The following is a 19,116-nucleotide window of genomic DNA, read 5'->3' as shown; positions in this document are numbered from 1 at the left end:
CTCGGAGACCACCATGGAACTCCAAACAATCCTGGTCGAACTGGACGACGATGCCGCTTGCGCTGATCGGATCCGGGTTGCCGGGGATCTGGCGCGGCGTTTTTCGTCGCACGTGCTGGGCCTGACCGCGACCGGTTTTCGCCTGGAGCCGTTCCGCTCGGTCGGCGAAGAGGCTCGCCGCTATGCCGAGGCGGCGCAGCAGACTCTGCGCCAGCGCGCGCAGATGGCGTCGGAACAGTTCACCCGTGTGCTGGCGGAGGCGGCGCCGGGTGTCACCCACTCGCACCGCTTGGTCGAGGAAGAGGCCGGATGGGCGCTGGCGACTATGGGACGGGTGGCGGACATCGTCGTCGTGCGCCAGCCGCTGTGGCCGCCCTCGACGCCGCCATTGGCCTCCGAACCGGTCGAATATGCGCTGCTGAATGCCGGGCGGCCATTGCTCGTAGTGCCGGAAGGGGTGCGATCGTGCCCGGCCATCCACGTGATGATTGCCTGGGATGGCGGGCGCGAGGCTGCGCGGGCGGTCGCCGACGCCATGCCGTTCCTCAGGCGCGCCGACCGTGTGACGGCGGTCGCGATGACGACGCCGGAGCGGCAGGAAGAAGGCGCCCCGCTGGAGGACCTGCTAGTCTACCTGCGCCGCCACGGCGTGGACGCAAGCGGCATCAACGAGCCAGATACGCCGCAGCCGGGTCCCGCCTTGCTGGCGGTGGCGACGACGCTGAGCGCGGACCTGATCGTCGCCGGCGGCTATGGTCACTCGCGCATGCGCGAACTGATGATGGGCGGGGCGACTCGCAGTCTGATCCGGGCTTCCCGTGTGCTGGTGCTGCTGTCGCATTGAGCGGCGAGCGGCGAGCGGCGAGCGGCGCGAGGTCTGGCGCGCCGCCGCATCGTCAGTCCAGATCCAGTCGCAGGTGCCAACCGTTTGCCGCAGGAGCGGCACGCGCGACGGTGAAACCGCATGCGGTGGCCAGGGCCAGCATGGCGGCGTTGTCGGGCAACGTCGTGCCGACCAGGCAGGCAAGCTCGCGCGTCCGGGCATAGGCAATGGTCTTTTTCAGCAGCAAGGTGCCCAGCCCACGATGCTGCAGGTCCGAGCGCACGGCGATGGCGAATTCCGCGCTCCAACCATCCGGATCGGCCGCCAATCTGACTTCGCCAATGATCTGTCCTTCGTCGACAGCCGGCATGCCCGCGCTGTTGCCACGCCCGTGGGCAGCATCGGGCGGCAGTACCGCGACGAATGTCATGTCGCGCGCATAGTCCAATTGGGTCCACCGCAGGAAGTGAGTCGGATCGGCAGGGCGATGGACGGCGCAGAAAAATCGCCGGTGTGCATCGATCTCGCTCAGCGCATCGACAAAGGCGGCATAGCGCACGGCGTCGTCCGGTCGAATCGGGCGCAGCAACAACGTGTGACCGTTCCAGTCGACGGTCTGCACCAGCTCTGTGGGGTAGGGCAGGATGGACAGCCGATCGGTCGGTCGTCCGCTTGCACGGCGTATGCCGACGCGGGCGTCCAGCGCCAGAACGCCGCATTGGTCTGCGATCAGAGGATTGATATCGAGCTCGACCACCTCGGCCAACTCGCACGCCAGGCGAGCGATACGCATCAGTACGTGCAGGATCGCGCCGCGATCGGCCGCCGGCACCCCCGCGTAGGCGCCGAGCACGCGCGCTACTCTGGTGCTGTCGACCATCTGGCTGGCCAACGCCTCGTTCAGAGGCGGCAGACCGATGGAGCGGTCGCCGAAGCGCTCCACCGCGGTGCCGCCCTGGCCGAACAGCACCACGGGGCCGAAAACGGGATCGGTGGCAATGCCGACGATCAACTCTCGTGCACCCGCGCGGCCGGCCATACGCTGGACCGTGAATCCGTCGAGGCGCGCGCCGGGATGGGTGGCACTGATGCGCTCGAGCATCCGTGTCGCAACGGCGCGCACTTCTTGGGACGACGCCAGATCCAGTGCCACGCCGCCGACCGACGATTTGTGAGTCAGGTCTGGGGAGCGTATCTTCAGCGCAACCGGGAAGCCGATGCGCGATGCCACCTCGGCGGCGTCGACGGGGTCGCGCGCGACCTCGGTTTCGACCACCGGTATGCCGTAGACCTTCAGCAGGCGCTTGGATCGCGCCTCGTCCAGCATCGTCGTCCCTTCGCGCAAGGCGGCCTCGATCACGGCCCGCGCGGCGTTGTTGTCGACGCATTCCGTGTCGTCCGCCTCGGCGGCGCTCGGCACATGCAGCAGCATGCGTTGATTGCGCTGGAACTCCACCAGCTGCAGAAAGCCGCGAATCGCCTGCTCGGGCATGGCGTAAGCCGGGATGCCGGCTCGCTGGCAGAGCAGCCGCGCGTCGCGCGCATCATCACCACCGAGCCAGCACGCGAGGAACGGGTGCGCTGCGCTGGCCGCGCCGTCGATGATGGTCTGCGCCACGGCGCGGGTGGGCACCAGTGCGGTCGGTGCATGGATCGTGAGCACGGCGTCGACGTCGCTGGCATGCGAGACGACGGCCAGTGCATTCGCATACCGGCCAGCGTCGGCGTCGCCAACGATGTCGACGGGGTTGCCGCGTGACCATCCCGCCGGCAGGCATCGGTCCAGCGCTGCAATGGTGTCGACACCGAGGGTCGCCAGGGTGCCACCGCTCAGCACCAGGGCGTCGGTCGCCAGCACGCCTGCGCCACCGCCGTTGGTGACGATACAGAGGCGCTCGCCCGCCAGCGGACTCCCCCGAGCCAGCGTCTCAACGGCGTCGAACAGCTGCTCGGTGGAGGTGACGCGCAGCAAGCCTGCGCGCCGGATGACGGCATCCCACACATCGTCTGCGCCGGCCAACGCGCCGGTATGCGAGGCGGCGGCACGCGCGCCGTCGGGGACGCGCCCTGCCTTGACGATCACCACCGGCTTGCTTCTGGCTGCGGCGCGGGCCGCGCTGAGGAACTTGCGGCCGTCCCGAACGGCCTCCACATAGAGAAGGATGGCGCGCGTGGAGGCATCCGTCGCCAAATAGTCCAGCACGTCGGCGACATCGATATCCGTACTGTCGCCGAGCGAGACAAAGTGCGAAAAGCCGATGTCGCGCGAGCGAGACCAGTCCAGCACCGCGGTGGCGAGCGCGCCGGACTGCGTGGCGAAGGCAAGCGGCCCGCTCTTGAGCGGGCCTGTGGCGAAGCTGGCGTGCAGGCCGACCCGCGGCACCATCAGGCCGACGCAGTTCGGCCCCAGCACGCGCAGCAGGTAAGGCCGGCTGGCGTCGAGGATGGCTTGCCGCCATGCGGCCCGCCGGCCGCCCTCAACGGGGGGGCCCGCCGTCACCACTACCACCGCGCGCGTACCGATCCGGCCCAATTCTTCGACCAGTTTCGGGACCGACTCTGCCGGCGTGCAAATGACGCCCAGTTCTGGCGCCTGTGGCAGCGCGGCGACGTTGCGGTAGCAGGGCCGTCCTGCCAGCGTGTCGTACTTGGGATTGACCGGAAACACGGGCCGGGCGAATCCACTGTCCATCAGGTTGGCGAGGATCGCGGCGCCGATGCTGCCGGGCCGGCGCGATGCCCCGATCACGGCGATCGACTCGGGCCGGAACAGATGCTCCAGATTGCGCGTGCTCATTGCCGCGGGCGCCGGGGAAGGTGCGTAGAGTCGGGCCGCATCGGCTCAGTCCTCCTTCTCGCTGCGGATCAAAAGTACAGGCTTGTTGGTCTGCCGAATCACGCCTTCGGCGACGCTCCCCATCACGAGTCGGCGCACACCGCGTCGGCCGTGCGTACCGAGAACGATCAGATCCGCGTTCCTCGCATCGGCTTCCGCGACGATGGTATCCGCGATCTTGCCGGGCGACACCGGCCGCTCGATCAGCTTCAGCTGGTGTTCGATGCCGGCCTGCGACAGACGCTGCCCGGCCTCGTTCAGCGCCTGTTGCCCGTTGGCGAGGATTGCCTTCATCAGCAAGTCGGGGTTGTAGTAGCCCGTATCGAAGTAGACGTCGACATTCTCGGCAATGAACAGCGCCTCGACTTCGGCTCCGCACGCCTTTGCCAGCGTGATGGCCTGGCTCAGGGCGAGGTCGGACGAACTGCTGCCGTCCACCGCCAGGACGATCTTCCTGTACATGATTGCACTCCTCCGTAGGTGGGCTGGCGCCCGGGATCGCGATGTCTGGAGCTTAGCCGTTCAATGGCGAACGCCGTTGACCTTGATCAACTTTGCGTCGATCACGGTCCGATCTTGAGCACCGCCGCGCCGGCAAGGCGGCCGGCGCGCAAGTCCGACAGCGCCCGGTTGGCATCGGCCAGCGCGTACGGCGTGACCTGGATGCGCAGGGGCACTTCGTTGGCAATGCGCATCATCGCGTGGCCGTCCGCGCGGGTCAGATTTGCCACAGAAACCAGGCGGCGCTCCTGCCAGAGCAGGCTGTACGGAAAACCCGGGATGTCGGACATATGGATCCCACCGCAGACGACCGTTCCCCCTTTGTGTACGGCGGCGAGCGCCAGCGGCACCAGCTCCCCGACCGGAGCGAAGATCAGAGCGGCATCAAGCGCCACCGGCGCGACCTCATTGCTGCCGCCAGTCCACAAGGCGCCGCTTGCCCGTGCCAGCGCCTGGGCGGCGGTGTCGCCCGGACGCGTGAAGGCATAGATCTCCGTGCCTCGCGCGAGGGCTATTTGGGCGACCAGATTCGCGGCTGCGCCGAAGCCATAGATGCCGATTCTTCGCGCAGGGCCAGCCATAATGAGGGTGCGTAGCCCGATCAGGCCCGCGCACAAAAGCGGGGCGGCCTGCAGATCGTCGTAAGCCTGCGGAATCGGAAAGCAATACGCCGCATCGGCCACGGCGTACTCGGCGTAGCCGCCGTCGCGGAGATAGCCCGTGAACTGCGGGGCATCGCACAGATTTTCCTGGTGATTGAGGCAGTAGGCGCACCGCATGCAGGTGCGCCCAAGCCAGGGAACGCCGATCCTGTCGCCGGGGCGCAGACCAGTCACATCGGGGCCACAGACGTCGACGCGGCCGACGATCTCATGGCCAGGAATCAAGGCGGGCTTCGGTAGCGGCAACTCGCCATCGACGATATGCAGATCGGTCCGGCAGACGCCGCAGGCGGATACCGCGATCCGGACCTCGCCAGGGCCGGGCTCGGGAATGGGCACTTCGCGCGATTCCAGCTCGGGCGAACGGCCATCGAAGACCATGGCATGCATGGTGGTTGGAGCCGGGGAGGTCATGGCTGATGGACGTAGGTGCCCGGCGCATCGGCGAGCGCACCTGGGGAGGGGTCACGGGGGGCTTGGCGACCGGTCGATTTCGCTTCGAGCCACTGCTGCCAGCATGGCCACCAGGAGCCATCGGCACGCTGCGCGCGGTCGAAAAACGCCTGCGGGCTTCGATAGCGATCCGAGCGTGTGCGGGTCGTGCTGCGGTAGCGCCGTCCGGGGTGTTCGGGCTCCGCAACGATGCCCGCATTGTGGCCTCCCAAGGTAAGCACGAAGACCAGTTCGGTACGGGTCAGCAGGTGCAGCTTGTAGACCGATTGCGAGGGCGAGACGTGGTCGTACTCGGTCGCGACCGTGAACAGAGGGATATCGATGTCCGCCAGGGCGATCGGGTCCCCGTCGACACAGTACGCGCCGCGCGCCAGCTCGTTCGACAGATAAAGTCGATGCAGGCACTCGGAGTGAAGTCGGTATGGCAATCGCGTGGTATCGCGATTCCACGAAACAAGATCGTTGGCGCGCAACCGCTTGCCAAGCATGTACTCGTTGAGCACGCGAGAAGCCGCGCGATCGCGCGTGCCGAGCAGCTGGAATGCCGCGCCGAGCTGCCAGCCGTCGAGATATCCCTGGCTCCACATCAAGGCCTCGAGAACCGCCATCGCGCTGTGGTCGATGAACAGCCCCAACTCTCCGGGTTCGGAAAAATCAACCTGCGCGGCAAGAAGGGTGGCAGTGCGCAGCCGTTCGCCGTCGCCATCGCGCGCAAGTTGCGCGGCAGCGATGGCGAGCAGGGTCCCGCCAAGGCAATAGCCGACGCCGTGAACACCGGCGCCTGCGCATCGGGCGCGGGCGACGTCCAGTGCCTGCAGCAGGCCTTGCTTCAGATACTCGTTCATACCCGTATCGCGCGCCTCCGGGCCGGGATTGCGCCAGGACACGATGAACACCGTATGTCCCCGTGCCACAAGGTACCGGACCAGCTAGTCGTGCAGCTGTAGGTCAAGGATGTAGTACTTCATGATCCAGGACGGCACGATCAAGATGGGCGCGGTCCAGACCTGCGCGGTGCTCGCGGAGTACTGTTGCGCTCATGGCAAGGCATTACGGCGCCGGTCCGTTTCAATATCGACTGTAGGCGCGGGGGGCGATATCGCCTTGACCTGTGTCAATGGAAGAGCCGATCTGCCCGTGTTTCGTGCTAGGGAGCGCGCGCAATCCCTTGACGTGCATCAATACGAGTGGCGGTCCCTTCCGTACAGTGAAGGCATGTAACGTCAGGAGAATCGCCATGCCTTACAGCAACATCATGGTCCATCTGGACGCCGGCCGGCGTGCGATGCATCGACTGGAGCTGGCCGCAGGCCTTGCCAGGGATCACGGTGCCAGGCTGATCGGTCTGTATGCAGGCTTCATGCCGGATCCGGCGTGGTTCTATTTGATGGAGGGCGCCGGAATCGTGCTGGAAGCCGATCGCAGGCGCAGGCAGGAAATCAGAGAGGTGGTGCGGCGCCAGTTCGAGGCGTGCATGCACGCTTTTGGACTGGAGCGTGCGCAATGGCGGGTCGTGGAAGGGGGGCTGCCGTCTGCAGTAGTGCGCGAAACGCGCGAGGCCGACTTGATTGTCGCAGGTCAGTACGATTCGGAGGACCCGGGCAGCTATGTAGCACCGCAGTTCGTCGAGTCGCTCGTGCTGGAGTCTGGGCGCCCCGTGCTTGTCGTTCCTTACGCGGGGACGTTCGAGACGGTCGGGCGCAGAGCGGTGCTGGCATGGAACGGCAGCGGGCAATCGGCTCGTGCCCTGCACGACGCCGTGCCATTGCTGGCCGGGGGTGCCGTGACGGTGATCAGTGTCGAGGAAGAACTCAGACCACCGCACGCGGACGCCAGCCCGGTCGAACAGGCCCTGACAGCGCTGGGCGACCATGGCATTCAGGCGCGCGCCGAGTCTGCCCTTTGTGACGACGATATGGCGGTGGCGGAATTCCTGCTGTCGCGAACGGCGGACTGCGGAGCCGACATGATCGTGATGGGCGCATATGGGCGCGGCAGACTGCGCGAGATGGTGCTCGGTGGCGTCACGCGGACCATGCTGGCGGCGATGACCGTACCGGTGCTGATGTCCCACTGACCGGCAATGAGCATCTGCACGCAGATCGATTGCAACCCGCTTCTCAGAGGGGCGGGCACAGAGGATTCAGGACATGCGTTTGCAATTCTTGGGAGCGACGGATACGGTCACCGGGTCGCGATTCGTACTCGATACAGGACGGTCGCGCGTGATGGTCGATTGCGGATTGTTTCAAGGCTACAAGGCGCTGCGTCTGCGTAACTGGGACCGGTTGCCGGTGGAGCCGTCGAGCCTCGACGCCGTTGTACTGACGCACGCGCATCTGGACCACAGCGGCTACGTGCCGCTACTGGTCAAGAACGGCTTTCGGGGGCGCGTCTACTGCACCGCTGGGACGGCGCAATTGTGCGGCATCCTGTGGCCGGACAGTGCACATCTGGCCGAGGAGGACGCCGCTTATGCAAATCGCAAGCACTTCTCGCGGCACCAACCGGCGTTGCCGTTGTATCAGACAGCCGATGTCGCGCGGGCGCTTCGCCGGCTCGAATTGGTCTCCTTTCATCAACGGCGCCGCGTGACCGATGACATCGATGTCGAGTTATCACGCGCCGGCCATATCATCGGCTCGGCTGTCGTCACGCTCCATGTCAACGGTCGTCGAATCGTCTTCTCGGGGGACCTTGGCAGACAGCAGGATCTGGTGATGCGACCGCCTGAACCGATCGAACATGCCGATGTCCTCCTCGTCGAATCGACGTACGGGAACCGGGCACATCCCCCGGACGATCCTCGCGACACGTTCGGAGCGGCTGTCACGCGGACGGTCGAACGTGGCGGCACGGTTATCGTCCCCGCGTTCGCGGTCGGACGCACGCAGACGATTTTGTATTGCTTGAAGTGGCTGCGTGATCAGGGCCGATTGCCATCCGTGCCGGTGTACCTGAATAGCCCGTTGGCCATCAATGCGACCAAGATATTCGCATTGCATCCCGAGGATCTTCGGCTAAACAGAGATCAGATCGCTTCTGCGTGCGAGCTGCCGATCCTCTTGAAGAGCACCGATGAGTCGATCGCGCTGAACAAGAGTCGGGCGCCGAAGATCATCATCGCGGGCAGCGGCATGGCGACCGGCGGGCGCGTGGTGCACCATATCGAGCACTTCGGAGGCGACGCGCGCAATTCGATCCTGTTGTGTGGCTTTCAAGCTGCCGGCACAAGAGGCGCTGCTTTGGCTGAAGGCGCACGCTCGCTGCGGATTCACGGCCGCGAGGTGGCGATTGAAGCCGAAGTCATCGAGATCGAGAACCTGTCCGCGCACGCCGACGCAGAAGAGTTGATGGGATGGCTGGGAACATTCGCCGCGCCACCGCGAAACACGTTTATCGTCCACGGCGAACCGCCGGCTGCCGATGCCTTGCGTCAGCAAATCGAGCGGCGGTTGCGGTGGCACGTGACGATGCCGGAGTATCGGGAATCGTATGACCTGGGATAGGACGCATCGCGCGGCGAAGGGCGGCCATCATTGAAGGAGAGCAGCCATGGAAGAAGTCCTGATTGTCTACTACTCCCGTACTGGCACCACTCGCCAGGCGGCCCAACAGCTTGCTGCGTTGACCGGGTGGCCGCTTGCCGAGGTGGTCGACGAGTCGAGCCGTGCCGGCTGGGTCGGCGACCTGAGGTGCGTGCTCGATGTCGTGCTGCGACGGCGTCCGGCCTACGGCTATCAGGGGCCGGGCTTTGCCGGCACCGAACATCTGGTCGTCATGGCTCCGGTTTGGCTTGGCCGGCTTGCTGCGCCGATGCGAGCCTTCCTGTGCGACCGTGGGACGCTGGCCAATGGCGTATCGGCTGTTATCGTGATGGCCTCGCGGGGCGGCCTGAGTGCCGGCGAGGAGATTGGGCGCATAGTCGGACGCGCTCCGCGTCCCATGTTGACCTTACGGCAGCGCGACGTGCAGAGCGGAGCGGCAGCCGGGGCGCTGGAAGGCTTCGTGGCCGACTGGAACACCGAGCAGCGAGGTCAGGGCGCTCCTAACCGGCCAGCATGGCTTTCGCCGCGCGAAGCATGATCGACCGAAGTAGCGACGTGCCGCCGTAGTGTCGCACAAAATTCTACAGGCAATCTACAGGCGATCAAGGCGGTCCTTGTCAGTCAGTGTCACCTGCTTTCCCTTGACGGAGATCAGGCGGTCTTGCTGCAAGCGCGAGAATGTCCGGCTCACCGTTTCGAGCGTCATGCCAAGATAGCTGCCGATCTCCGCCCGCGTCATGCGCAGCCGCAAGTCGGTACCGGAGTACCCATGGGATTGCATACGCGAAGCAAAGTTGAGCAGGAACGAGGCTAGCCGCTGCTCCGCGCTCATGTCCGCCAGCATTACCATCATGCCGGATTCCCGCACGATTTCCGCGCTGAAGAGCCGATGAACATATTGTTGCAGGGACCTGACTTCCCGACACAATGCCTCCAGGGCATGGAAAGGAATGACGCACACCGTGCTGTCTTCCAGCGCGACGGCGTCGGACGGATGATGGTTGGTACAGATTCCGTCCAGGCCAATGGTCTCTCCCGCATGATGAAACCCCGTGACGTGATCACGGCCGTTCCATTGCATCACGACTGTCTTGAAAGATCCGGACCGGACGGCATAAACGTTCTGGAAGGCGTCTCCGGCCCGAAAGAGGTATTCGCCCCGGCGGACGCTTCGCCAGGTCTGCACGACGGTGGTCAACCTCGGTAGCGAATGATCGTCGACGCATGAGGCGACACAAGCGTGATGCCTCTGCGGACAGTGCGTGCACTGGGCCATCGCGCGTTCGCCGGCCAGTGCGGTAGTCATCGACCCAGAAGAGCGGTCATCACGTATGGGCAATTCCGGATGCCGCGGGATGTCGGTCGTCGATTCCCTCATTGCTATCGCATTGAACACGTGAATCTCCTTGGGTGGATAGTCGCAATTCTCGATCTACTTGCTTCGGTGCCGCAGCGGACGCTATGCAATGGGCGGTGTCGCTATCAAAGGTGTTTGACGCACCTCGTCATCCGAGCGGCTGGTTTTTCCCAGCCGTTGCAGGCAATTCATCAACTCCGCGAACTGCAGCGTCATGTCCAAGCAGTAATCTGCGCCGGCCTCCAAGTACCGTTGCCGGCTCTGCCATGCACAGCCATGCGCCAGTAACAGTACGATGGCCGTCCGTGCTGCTTCACGGAGGCTTTGCAGCCGATGCAAGGCATCGCGGTGGCCCGCGCCGATGTCCAGGACAACGATGTCCGGCTGCACCGCTTCGACGGCCGCAATCGTCCGGGACGAATAGCGGCCGACGCCGATGCAAGCGACGTTGGGGATACGCCGGAACAATCTAAGCAGGCGTGCTGCGACCCATTGGCCTTCATGGACCAGGTAGATGGTCAGCGGACGTGGAAGCGGGGCCGTGTTCATGAGCTTAAGTATGGAAGGCCCCTTAAGCGGTAGAAAGCAGGGTTGGCTGAGATTGACGTCAGCACGACGTCCGGACTTGTCAGGAAATGCTGACAGGGGACTTCCGCCATTCCGGTGGACGAGGTCGCCTCTCTGGGCCTGCGTTTGTGCCCAGTTCGGCGCGATTGGACTAAGATTCACGAAGCGACGCCTTCAGGCGGTGTGGCCGGCAGAAGACGGCAGTGGCCAGCCGGTTGCCACGATCGGGAGCCCGGCTAGACGACAACAGATGGGGTAGATATGCGCGGCGAACAGTCTTCCGGTGCTTCCCCTCGACCCAGTCAGCATTCGATCGCACGCCATGCAGACCGCTCGGAATGGGTAGGGGGGCTGGCAGTCGCCCTGACCGTTGCGGCGGCGTTCTCGCTTGTGCTTGCCGCCAACGGATCGCGAATTATCATGCCGCTTGTTCCCGTCTTCGGTTTACTTGCAGGCGCGGTATTGGCGGTTTACTGGGTGCGACTTCGCCGCATGCGGGACGTGTCCACCGCGAATCTGGCTCGCATCCGGGAGAGCGAAGAGCGGCTCGCCGGCATCATTCGATCGTCGATGGAAGCCATTATTACCGTCGACAGTGATCAGCGTATTGTCCTGTTCAACCCGATGGCGGAATCGCTGTTTCGTTGCAACGCGAGCAATGCCATCGGCCGTCCCCTTGGCGATTTCATTCCGCCGCGGTACCGCGATGCACATGAGGAACACGTCCGTCGTTTCGGTATCACTGGCGTTTCCGAACGACAGATGGGGCGACAACGTGCCCTCTATGCGCTGCGCAGCGATGGCACCGAATTTCCCATCGAGGCTTCGATCTCGCAGACGGTCGACCGCGCCGGCAAGCTTTACACGGTGATGCTGCGCGATATCACCGAGCGTGTCAGAGCCGAACAGGCTTTGCGTCAGTCCCGGGAGGAATTGCAGCAGCTGTCCGACAGTGTGCTGACCGCACGTGAAGAGGAGAAGCGGCGCATTGCACGCGAGCTGCATGATGACCTCGGCCAGAGGTTGAGCGCATTGAAGATGGACCTGGCCATGCTGGGCGCCGATCTGGAGGAGGGCGGTGCCCCGCAGGCGGCATTGAGGCAGGTCGGCGCCATGCATCAAGTCATCGACGAGACGGTGGCTTCGGTACGGCGGATCGCCTCAGACTTGCGCCCAGCGCTGCTCGACGAGCTCGGTCCGGCCGCGGCGCTGAGTTGGCTGGGCAAGAACACGGCTCAGCGCTACGGCATTTCGGTCTCAGTGACCGCCAGTGAAGATATCGATCTTGCGGAGCAGGCGGCGGTCGCCGTCTTCCGCATTGTCCAGGAAGCGCTGAACAACGTGGTACGGCATTCGCGCGCATCGGATGTCGAGATCCGCTTTGAGCTCATCGACGGGCAATATGAGTTGGTGGTGCAGGACAACGGTATCGGCTGGGACGGCCGCACGGCGCCATCTGCCGAAGGAAGATCGATGGGGCTCCTAGGCGTGCGAGAGCGCGCGCGCCTGCTGGGTGGCGCTGCAACAATGGAATATCGGCCGGGCGGCGGCTTTCGATTGGCAGTTCGTTTCCCGCAACCGGACGTGATCCCGAGCGGGGGAAAAGAATGATCAAGGTCTTCATTGCGGACGACCATGCCGTCGTACGAGACGGCGTCCGGCACATTCTTGAACGCGCCGGTGGTTTCGAGGTCGTGGCGGAAGCCGAAGATGGGACGCAGGTGTGCAGCCAGCTGCGGCAACACCGCAGTGATGTGATTGTGCTCGATCTGTCCATGCCAGGGCGCAGTGGGCTGGAGCTGATCAAGCAGATTCGGACGGAGTTTCCTGGGCTGCGGATACTGGTGCTGACGATGCATGCCGAGGAAGAGTACGTGCGCAGGGCTTTCCGAGCCGGCGCGTCTGGCTATCTCACCAAGGAAAGCGCCGCCACGGAATTGGTCGCCGCAACCGGCAAGGTCGCATCCGGTGGCACCTACGTCAGCCAGGCGATCGGTGAAAAGCTTGCCACCGGGCTTCAGGGCGGGACGGAGCAATTGCCCCATCTCTCTCTATCGGATCGCGAGATGGAGGTGTTCCGAAGACTGGTTCTGGGAGAAACGGTCTCGGCGATCGCCGCCGGCCTGTGTGTCAGTGCGAAGACGATCAGCACGTACAAGATGCGCCTGATGGAGAAGCTCGGCTCGCCAAACGAGGCGGCGTTGGTTCGGTATGCAATTCGACATGGCTTGTTTGGCGACGATGCCACGCTGTGAAGCCTGTGCGGTAACGAGGGCCCGTTACTCGGCGGTTACCGAGACGACGGCGCTTGGCGTGGGATAGTAGTCTCAAGCCAGTCGGTGCAGAGTGAGACAGCTTGGGACAGTTCAGCCGGCTGGTCAAAGGTTCCCCCCAGGGTTCGCACCAGCGACGACCGGCTGCACTGACAGTCAGCCGACCCGTCGCCACGGTTTGGCGCGGTGGTGTCCGAGCTGTTGCCTCCGACAATAGCGAACGCAGGAATAGGGCAGGCATCCTGATTCGGGCTCCTGGCCAGGTCTCGCGGACCGCGCAGGGTCACCAAGGCGCAGAACGTAGCATGACCGGCCACCGCCATCGTCGCCTCTGACGCCAGCTCGCCTGCTGCTACACATACCAGAGGTATCGGACCGCACGGCGCCTCGGACTCAAGCCATTCCGCGACACGGGCGACGCGGTGCACGAGATCCGTATGTCTGTGGAAAGTGTCGGCCGAGTGCCGGTGACGACGAGGGGCAATGTCGATCAAGGCAGTTGCGTAGCCCCGTTTCCAGAGCTTGCGGCAGAAGTAGTTTGCCGATGCGATGCGCGATGAGGCTTTGCCTGCGTACAGCATCACGACGAGCGCTCTCGGCAGGGAAGGGCGATCAATGACGATTCGCAAACGCTCCCCTGCCGCCTGGAGCGTTTCCACTCGGCACATATCCTCATGGTCGTACACGCGACGGTTCGATGGTCCAGTGCTGCCACGGGTTCGAAGTCGCTGCGGTACAAGGGTTGTCTGCATGGATGTCTCCTTGGGGTCGTGTGGCTGCCACGGACACAGGCGGCCGGCTCCGGCAGCATTGGCGCTGCAAGGTCCGGTCAGACAATAGCGGCAGGAGAAGCCAGGGAGCTTGATGCAAATCAATAGCTGGACGGTGCCCGCTCATATGCTTGTCTCACGCGCAATTACAAGTGGCGGAGGGGCATGATCATGTACAAACGAATTCTGGTAGCGGTGGATGGCAGCGAATTGTCCCGATTGGCAGTAATGCAGGCCGCCCGTCTTGCGCAGAGCTGCGGCGCGATAGTCCAGGCCTTGTATGTTGTCGACAGTACCGATATCTACTACGGCATAGGCCCATACGATCCCGGCGGCGTCACCGAGGCGTTGCTGACTTACGGAGAAGAGGTTTTGAAGGACGCTGCGGCGTCGCTGGCGGGGGCCGGTGTAGAGCATTGTACGAAGCTGCGAAAAACCTCGGTGGCGCCCGGAAGGGTGGCGGCGACGATCGAGCTCGAGGCGCAAGAGTGGAATGCGGATCTGATCGTGATGGGCACGCATGGTCGAAGGGGGGCGCAGCGATTGTTGATGGGCAGCGTGGCGCAGGGGGTGGTCCATCGCTCGACGCGTCCGGTCCTGCTGGTTCGTCATCCGGCTCAGCGTGCTGACAAATCGGAGCCAGCCACGGTATCAACTTCGAACGACGCACGCTAGGGGCGTACGCCGGAATGGCGCCGATGGCCCAGAGGAATGGCAAGGCCCGACCGGGTCTTCTCGACTGGAATTCCTTCACCCCGTTGGCTTCGCTGGCAGGCGGCGTGATCATCGGCATCGCCGCCTCCATGTTCGTTCTGCTAAATGGCCGGATCGCCGGCATCAGCGGCGTGCTTGGCGGACTGCTCACGCCGGTGCGCGCCGATGTCGCCTGGCGCTTGGCGTTCATGTGCGGCATCTCGCGCCTCTCGGCGCGTTCGCTGGTGGCCACTCTCACCTTCATGGCGTCGGGATTCGTTACCGTCTTCGTCGCCCGCCATCTGCTTGATCCTTGAGAGGCAAAGATGCCTGCGCTCTTTGCACTTCTGGCTCGCGTGGTTTTCTGCATCGGCCTGATTATTTCGGGTATGGCGAATCCAGCCAAGGTTCTGGCATTCCTGAACCTGGCCGGCAACTGGGACCCATCGCTTGCTTTTGTCATGGCCGGCGCCATCCTGGTCGGCGTTGTCGCCTTCGCCGTGGCTCGCCGGCGCGGCGCCTCGCTGCTCGGACTGCCAATGCGAATACCGACGGCCACCGTCGTCGACCGACGTCTCGTGGGAGGCAGCCTGCTGTTTGGCATCGGCTGGGGCCTCGCAGGTTTCTGCCCGGGACCGGCCCTGGTCACCTTGGGCATGCGAGACTACAAGGCGGTGGTATTCGTGGTCGCCATGCTCGTCGGAATGGGGCTATTCGGGCTTTTGGAGCGGGGAAGGAGGCGTAGCTGAATGCGTGCTGGCGAAGGACAGCCAGGGTATCCAATATACGGTGGAACTGGATGGTTTCGGAGGAGCGACCGCTACACTGTGCAAGTCACTCGGCAACATCGTCGTAGGCTATTCGATTTGCGGCACGCGTCCGCGTCGACGACTTCGACTTACAACGGACCAGGCGGAAACGACTGCGCCCGGCTCACCCGAACCGCGCATACCTTGAGCTCGGGAATCTTGGCGACGGGATCCAGTGCCGCCTGCGTGAGATAGTTGACGTTGGCTTCGCCGGGAAAATGGAAATTGCCGAAGACCACACCCGGTGGCACCCGGTCTGTCACCTGTGCAATGGCCCACACCTCGCCGCGGCGCGAAGCCAGATGCAGCGCATCGTGGTCCGCTATATGGACTCGGGCGGCGTCCTCGGGACTAATCTCGACCAGCGGCAGAGAGCACAGCGCCAGCAGGCCCGGCACGCGGCGCGTCATCTCGCCCGCGTGCCAGTGTGGCAGGACGCGGCCGGTGGTAAGCAGCAACGGGTACTCGTTGTCCGGCAGTTCATGGGATGGCAGGTGGTCGGCAAGGTGGAACTTCCCCTTGCCGCGGCTGAAGTGTTCTACATGCAGGATCGGCGTCCCCGGATGGTTTGCGTTGAGCACGGGCCAGTGCAGCGATTCACCCCGTGACAGCCGCTCCGGCGTAATCCCGGCGTAGGACGGACACAGCCGACCAATCTCAATCAGGATGTCATCGGGACTGGCATAGTCCCAGCCAGCGTGCGGTCCGGTGGCGGACCGTCCCTGCAGTGCAAGCGTCCGCCGAGCCAACTCGCACACGATGTCCCAGTCGGGCCTCGCATGGCCCGGCGCATTTACGGCTTTCCGCACCGGCTGTACCCGTCGCTCGGTGTTGGTGAAAGTCCCGCATTTCTCAGCCCATGCGGCGCCGGGCAGCAGCACGTCGGCAAAGTCGGCTGTGTTCGACGCGAACAATTCCTGGAGCACCACGAACTCGGCAGACTGCAGATGAGCTTTGACCTGGTTAAGGTCGGGATCGGTCGCGGCCGGATTCTCACCAACGATGTACAGCACACGCAGAGCGCGCTGGCCGGCTGCACCGATCATTTCCGTCACGGTGAGCCCCGGCACCTCTGCGAACAGTGAGCGCTGGGCGGGTGTCGTTGCCCAAGCGCTGGCGAATAGCTCCCGCGCAGCGGCATCCGCGACACTGTGATATCCGGGGAATACGTTGGGCAGCGCCCCCATGTCGCACGCGCCTTGCACATTGTTCTGACCGCGTAGCGGATTGACTCCACCGCCGCGTACGCCCACGTTTCCCAACAGCATTTGCAGGTTCGCCAGCGCCAGCACGTTGAGGACGCCATTGGTATGTTGGGTGATGCCCATGGCCCAGATGACCGCCATGGGCTTGGCATGGGCCAGCAAGGATGCTGCGCGGAACAGCTCGGCTTCACTTACCCCGGTGATCTGCGCCACGCGCTCGGGTGTATAGGCGACCAAGCTGCTGCACCACGATTCGAAACCTTCCGTGCGTTGCGCAATGAACGCTCGGTCATGCCAGCCTTCGGTCAGCATGATCTGCATCAACCCGTTGAGAAGCGCCACGTTCGTGCCGGGACGATGGCGCAGGTGCAAGGCCGCGAACTCCGTCAGGTCAATGGCGCGGGGGTCGGCGACCACGAGCGGAATACCGCGCCGGCGTACGGCTTGACGCAGCATGGTACCGAACACCGGATGCTGCTCGGTCGGGTTCGAGCCGATCACGAAGACCGCGGCCGCATCTTCAGCAACATCCTTCATGGTATTGCTCATGGCGCCGGAACCGTACGCCATGGATAGGCCCGCGACCGTGGACGCGTGGCACAGGCGCGCGCAATGGTCGACGTTGTGGGTGCCCAGCACCTGGCGCGCGAGCTTCTGCAGAAGGTAGTTTTCTTCGTTGGTGCACTTGGCCGAGGCCAGGACGCCCAGGCCGTCCGCACCAGCTTCCGCGCGGACGATGGCGAAGCGCCGTGCGACGATGTCGAGCGCGGTGTCCCAGTCGACGGCAGTCCACTCCCCACGCGGCGCATTCGGAGCCCGAATGCCGCCGTCCAACAGATAACGTCTCACTTGCGGCTCCCGCAATCGCCCGCCATGGTGCACGAAGTCATGACCATAGCGGCCCTTCACACACAGGTGAATACCGTTGACCGGTGCCCGCACATTGGAACTCACGCGAACGATCTTCTCTTCCCGTACGTGGAGGTCCATGCCACAGCCCACGCCGCAATAGGGGCAGATCGTTGCGACCTTTCGATCGTGGCTTTGTTGTTGCAGCGCATTTCTGTCGGCCAGCGCTCCGGAGGGACAGACCGCCGCGCAAGCGCCGCATGACTCGCAGCGGGCTTCCAACATGGTGGTGTCGAGCCCAGCCACGATGTGGGCGGCTTCCCCCCGTCCGGCCACGCCCCAGACGAAACGCCCCTGTACCTCGGCACAGGCGCGCACGCAGCGAGTGCACAGGATGCACTTGTTGAGGTCCACGCGGATAAAGGGGTGGGGATCCGTATCGGCCGCGAATCTGGCCGGAGTTTGTGGTACCGCGGGCCGACGCACGCCGTATTGCCGCACCCACCGCATGAACTCCGAGTCTGTCTCGGGCTGTGCCTCGTCGTCATAGCGCATGAGCAGCATCTCCAGTACCGCCCGACGCGCCTGCACTATGGCCGGCGTGGAAGTCCGCACCACCATGTCCGCCTGGACGGGCAGCGTGCAGGCGGCCGCGAAGGGGGCGCCGCCCACAATCTCCACCACGCAAAGGCGGCAAGAGCCGACGGGCGAGAGATCAGGGTGATGGCAAAGCGTCGGAATCTCGATGCCGTGAGCGCGCGCAGCCTCGAGCACGGTTTGTCCGCGCGGCGCGGATACCGCCTTGCCATTGATCGTCAGGCTCAGCATCCCGGCTCCTTCGCCAGCGCGGTAGCGACGGCGTTTGCTCTCCGTGCGGCCGGTCGGAGGTAGATCGTGTAATAGACGAGTGCCACGAGCACGCTGCCGCCCACGAGGTTGCCGGCGATAACCAGGCTCAGGTTGCGTGCGACCTCATCCCAACCGAGAGGCGCTCCCAGCAGCATCGCCATGGGAAAGTAGTACATATTGGCGACGGAATGCTCAAAGCCGGCAGCCACGAAGGCGGTAATCGGGAAGATGATGGCCACAGCTTTGTCCACCACGCTGCGTCCCGCCAGCCCCATCCACACCGCCATGCACACCAGCACGTTGCACAGGATGCCGCGGAAGAAGGCCTCGATGGCGGGAATGCCTGCCTTGGTCATCGCAACGGCGACGACTGTGCTACCTACGGCGCCACCGTTCATCGCGGCGTAGCCGGAGAGCCAGACCAGCAAGGCGAGTCCGAGTGCCCCGAGGAAATTAGCTACGCACACGACGATCCAGTTGCGCAGCACGTCGCGCGTGCTAACGCAACCACTGGCCCAGGCCATGGCAAGCAGGTTATTGCCAGTGAATAGCTCGGCGCCCGCCACCGTCACTAAGATCAGGCCGAGCGAGAACGCGAGCCCGCCCAATAGACGGCTGACCGCGAAACCCAGCGAGGCATCGCTGCTGACCAGCGCGAACATCAGCGCTCCGAGCCCGACGAACGCGCCCGCAAGCATGCCGAGCATCGCAAGCGTCAGCAGTGGCATGCGGGACTTGGCAACGCAGAATGCATTGACCCGGTCGGCGACCTGTTGGGGCGTGTAAGCGTCCAGGCCGGAAACAGGTATCGGCGTCACGGCGGCACCTCCTGGTAGGCGACGATTCGGATGGCTCCCATCTGCCTGCTACTGTAGGAGGCCGGACCGACCATCACTTGATCTGGCGCAAGGGACAGTTCCG

General features: G+C 64.3%; 16 protein-coding genes and 1 pseudogene. 9 read left to right on the top strand and 8 right to left on the bottom strand.

Annotated elements, in window-relative coordinates; all coding sequences use genetic code 11:
- Positions 1-13 precede the first annotated feature (13 nt).
- On the top strand, positions 14-844 hold the full coding sequence (locus KZ686_RS11645) for a universal stress protein (protein WP_265632446.1): 831 nt from the start codon (positions 14-16) through the stop codon (positions 842-844).
- A gap of 52 nt (positions 845-896) precedes the next feature.
- Here KZ686_RS11645 and KZ686_RS11640 read toward each other — a convergent pair whose 3' ends face one another.
- From KZ686_RS11640 to KZ686_RS11625, 4 genes and pseudogenes are all read right to left on the bottom strand, one after another.
- Entirely contained in the window at positions 897-3,620 is a 2,724-nt protein-coding gene (locus KZ686_RS11640; protein WP_265632445.1) for a bifunctional acetate--CoA ligase family protein/GNAT family N-acetyltransferase, read from the bottom strand.
- Between the two features lie 45 nt (positions 3,621-3,665).
- Positions 3,666-4,121 carry a universal stress protein gene (locus KZ686_RS11635; RefSeq protein WP_265632444.1) on the bottom strand — a complete coding sequence of 152 codons (456 nt, stop codon included), beginning with the start codon at positions 4,119-4,121 and terminating at the stop codon, positions 3,666-3,668.
- A gap of 101 nt (positions 4,122-4,222) precedes the next feature.
- Complete coding sequence (locus KZ686_RS11630) at positions 4,223-5,212, bottom strand: zinc-dependent alcohol dehydrogenase family protein (RefSeq protein ID WP_407648486.1); 990 nt, start codon at positions 5,210-5,212, stop codon at positions 4,223-4,225.
- A gap of 20 nt (positions 5,213-5,232) precedes the next feature.
- Positions 5,233-6,306, bottom strand: a pseudogene (locus tag KZ686_RS11625) (PHA/PHB synthase family protein); the annotation flags it as partial.
- A gap of 206 nt (positions 6,307-6,512) precedes the next feature.
- Between KZ686_RS11625 and KZ686_RS11620 the strand changes: the two are divergent.
- The 3 genes from KZ686_RS11620 (at position 6,513) to KZ686_RS11610 (ending at position 9,361) form a co-directional block, all read left to right on the top strand.
- Complete coding sequence (locus KZ686_RS11620) at positions 6,513-7,352, top strand: universal stress protein (protein WP_265632443.1); 840 nt, start codon at positions 6,513-6,515, stop codon at positions 7,350-7,352.
- 73 nt (positions 7,353-7,425) lie between these two features.
- Positions 7,426-8,784: an MBL fold metallo-hydrolase RNA specificity domain-containing protein gene (locus tag KZ686_RS11615; protein WP_265632442.1), complete on the top strand. Its 1,359-nt coding sequence runs from the start codon at positions 7,426-7,428 to the stop codon at positions 8,782-8,784.
- Between the two features lie 46 nt (positions 8,785-8,830).
- Positions 8,831-9,361, top strand: a complete 531-nt coding sequence (locus tag KZ686_RS11610) for a flavodoxin family protein (protein WP_265632441.1) — start codon at positions 8,831-8,833, stop codon at positions 9,359-9,361.
- A 54-nt stretch (positions 9,362-9,415) separates the two neighbouring features.
- Here KZ686_RS11610 and KZ686_RS11605 read toward each other — a convergent pair whose 3' ends face one another.
- Both KZ686_RS11605 and KZ686_RS11600 read right to left on the bottom strand, forming a co-directional pair.
- On the bottom strand, positions 9,416-10,201 hold the full coding sequence (locus KZ686_RS11605; protein ID WP_407648546.1) for a helix-turn-helix domain-containing protein: 786 nt from the start codon (positions 10,199-10,201) through the stop codon (positions 9,416-9,418).
- Positions 10,202-10,282: 81 nt separating this feature from the next.
- The gene (locus tag KZ686_RS11600) at positions 10,283-10,729 is read right to left on the bottom strand and encodes a hypothetical protein (protein ID WP_265632439.1); all 447 of its coding nucleotides are present in this window, start codon (positions 10,727-10,729) and stop codon (positions 10,283-10,285) included.
- Between the two features lie 279 nt (positions 10,730-11,008).
- Here KZ686_RS11600 and KZ686_RS11595 point away from each other — a divergent pair, with 279 nt between their 5' ends.
- The 5 genes from KZ686_RS11595 (at position 11,009) to KZ686_RS11575 (ending at position 15,232) form a co-directional block, all read left to right on the top strand.
- On the top strand, positions 11,009-12,358 hold the full coding sequence (locus KZ686_RS11595) for a PAS domain-containing sensor histidine kinase (protein WP_265632438.1): 1,350 nt from the start codon (positions 11,009-11,011) through the stop codon (positions 12,356-12,358).
- The gene (locus tag KZ686_RS11590) at positions 12,355-13,002 is read left to right on the top strand and encodes a response regulator (RefSeq protein WP_265632437.1); all 648 of its coding nucleotides are present in this window, start codon (positions 12,355-12,357) and stop codon (positions 13,000-13,002) included. Before KZ686_RS11595 ends, KZ686_RS11590 begins: the two co-directional genes overlap by 4 nt.
- Before the next feature lie 959 nt (positions 13,003-13,961).
- On the top strand, positions 13,962-14,465 hold the full coding sequence (locus KZ686_RS11585) for a universal stress protein (protein WP_265633472.1): 504 nt from the start codon (positions 13,962-13,964) through the stop codon (positions 14,463-14,465).
- A gap of 23 nt (positions 14,466-14,488) precedes the next feature.
- Entirely contained in the window at positions 14,489-14,800 is a 312-nt protein-coding gene (locus tag KZ686_RS11580) for a YeeE/YedE family protein (protein WP_265632436.1), read from the top strand.
- A 9-nt stretch (positions 14,801-14,809) separates the two neighbouring features.
- Positions 14,810-15,232 (top strand): DUF6691 family protein, encoded by a 423-nt coding sequence (locus KZ686_RS11575; RefSeq protein WP_265632435.1) that lies wholly within the window; start codon positions 14,810-14,812, stop codon positions 15,230-15,232.
- A gap of 149 nt (positions 15,233-15,381) precedes the next feature.
- Here the strand turns inward: KZ686_RS11575 and fdhF are convergent, their stop codons facing one another.
- Both fdhF and KZ686_RS11565 read right to left on the bottom strand, forming a co-directional pair.
- Positions 15,382-18,174, bottom strand: coding sequence for a formate dehydrogenase subunit alpha (fdhF, locus tag KZ686_RS11570; RefSeq protein ID WP_265632434.1), 2,793 nt, complete (start codon positions 18,172-18,174; stop codon positions 15,382-15,384).
- Positions 18,168-19,013 (bottom strand): formate/nitrite transporter family protein, encoded by an 846-nt coding sequence (locus KZ686_RS11565; RefSeq protein WP_265632433.1) that lies wholly within the window; start codon positions 19,011-19,013, stop codon positions 18,168-18,170. The genes fdhF and KZ686_RS11565 overlap by 7 nt, the downstream gene beginning before the upstream one ends.
- Between the last annotated feature and the right edge of the window lie 103 nt (positions 19,014-19,116).

It is taken from the genome of Cupriavidus cauae (genome assembly GCF_026210475.1).
In the GTDB taxonomy this organism is placed as follows: Bacteria; Pseudomonadota; Gammaproteobacteria; order Burkholderiales; family Burkholderiaceae; genus Cupriavidus; species Cupriavidus cauae.
The sequence above is the reverse complement of the archived record's forward strand: the minus strand, read 5'-3'. Positions and strand labels throughout refer to the sequence as shown.

Bases quoted from the DNA above. Each gene is read 5' to 3' on its own strand.
- KZ686_RS11590 (WP_265632437.1), top strand. From the start codon at position 12,355: ATGATCAAGGTCTTCATTGCGGACGACCATGCCGTCGTACGAGACGGC.
- KZ686_RS11580 (WP_265632436.1), top strand. From the start codon at position 14,489: ATGGCCCAGAGGAATGGCAAGGCCCGACCGGGTCTTCTCGACTGGAAT.
- KZ686_RS11610 (WP_265632441.1), top strand. From the start codon at position 8,831: ATGGAAGAAGTCCTGATTGTCTACTACTCCCGTACTGGCACCACTCGC.
- KZ686_RS11635 (WP_265632444.1), bottom strand. From the start codon at position 4,121: ATGTACAGGAAGATCGTCCTGGCGGTGGACGGCAGCAGTTCGTCCGAC.
- KZ686_RS11645 (WP_265632446.1), top strand. From the start codon at position 14: ATGGAACTCCAAACAATCCTGGTCGAACTGGACGACGATGCCGCTTGC.
- KZ686_RS11615 (WP_265632442.1), top strand. From the start codon at position 7,426: ATGCGTTTGCAATTCTTGGGAGCGACGGATACGGTCACCGGGTCGCGA.
- KZ686_RS11575 (WP_265632435.1), top strand. From the start codon at position 14,810: ATGCCTGCGCTCTTTGCACTTCTGGCTCGCGTGGTTTTCTGCATCGGC.
- KZ686_RS11600 (WP_265632439.1), bottom strand. From the start codon at position 10,729: ATGAACACGGCCCCGCTTCCACGTCCGCTGACCATCTACCTGGTCCAT.
- KZ686_RS11640 (WP_265632445.1), bottom strand. From the start codon at position 3,620: ATGAGCACGCGCAATCTGGAGCATCTGTTCCGGCCCGAGTCGATCGCC.
- fdhF (WP_265632434.1), bottom strand. From the start codon at position 18,174: ATGCTGAGCCTGACGATCAATGGCAAGGCGGTATCCGCGCCGCGCGGA.
- KZ686_RS11630 (WP_407648486.1), bottom strand. From the start codon at position 5,212: ATGCATGCCATGGTCTTCGATGGCCGTTCGCCCGAGCTGGAATCGCGC.
- KZ686_RS11605 (WP_407648546.1), bottom strand. From the start codon at position 10,201: ATGAGGGAATCGACGACCGACATCCCGCGGCATCCGGAATTGCCCATA.
- KZ686_RS11620 (WP_265632443.1), top strand. From the start codon at position 6,513: ATGCCTTACAGCAACATCATGGTCCATCTGGACGCCGGCCGGCGTGCG.
- KZ686_RS11585 (WP_265633472.1), top strand. From the start codon at position 13,962: ATGTACAAACGAATTCTGGTAGCGGTGGATGGCAGCGAATTGTCCCGA.
- KZ686_RS11595 (WP_265632438.1), top strand. From the start codon at position 11,009: ATGCGCGGCGAACAGTCTTCCGGTGCTTCCCCTCGACCCAGTCAGCAT.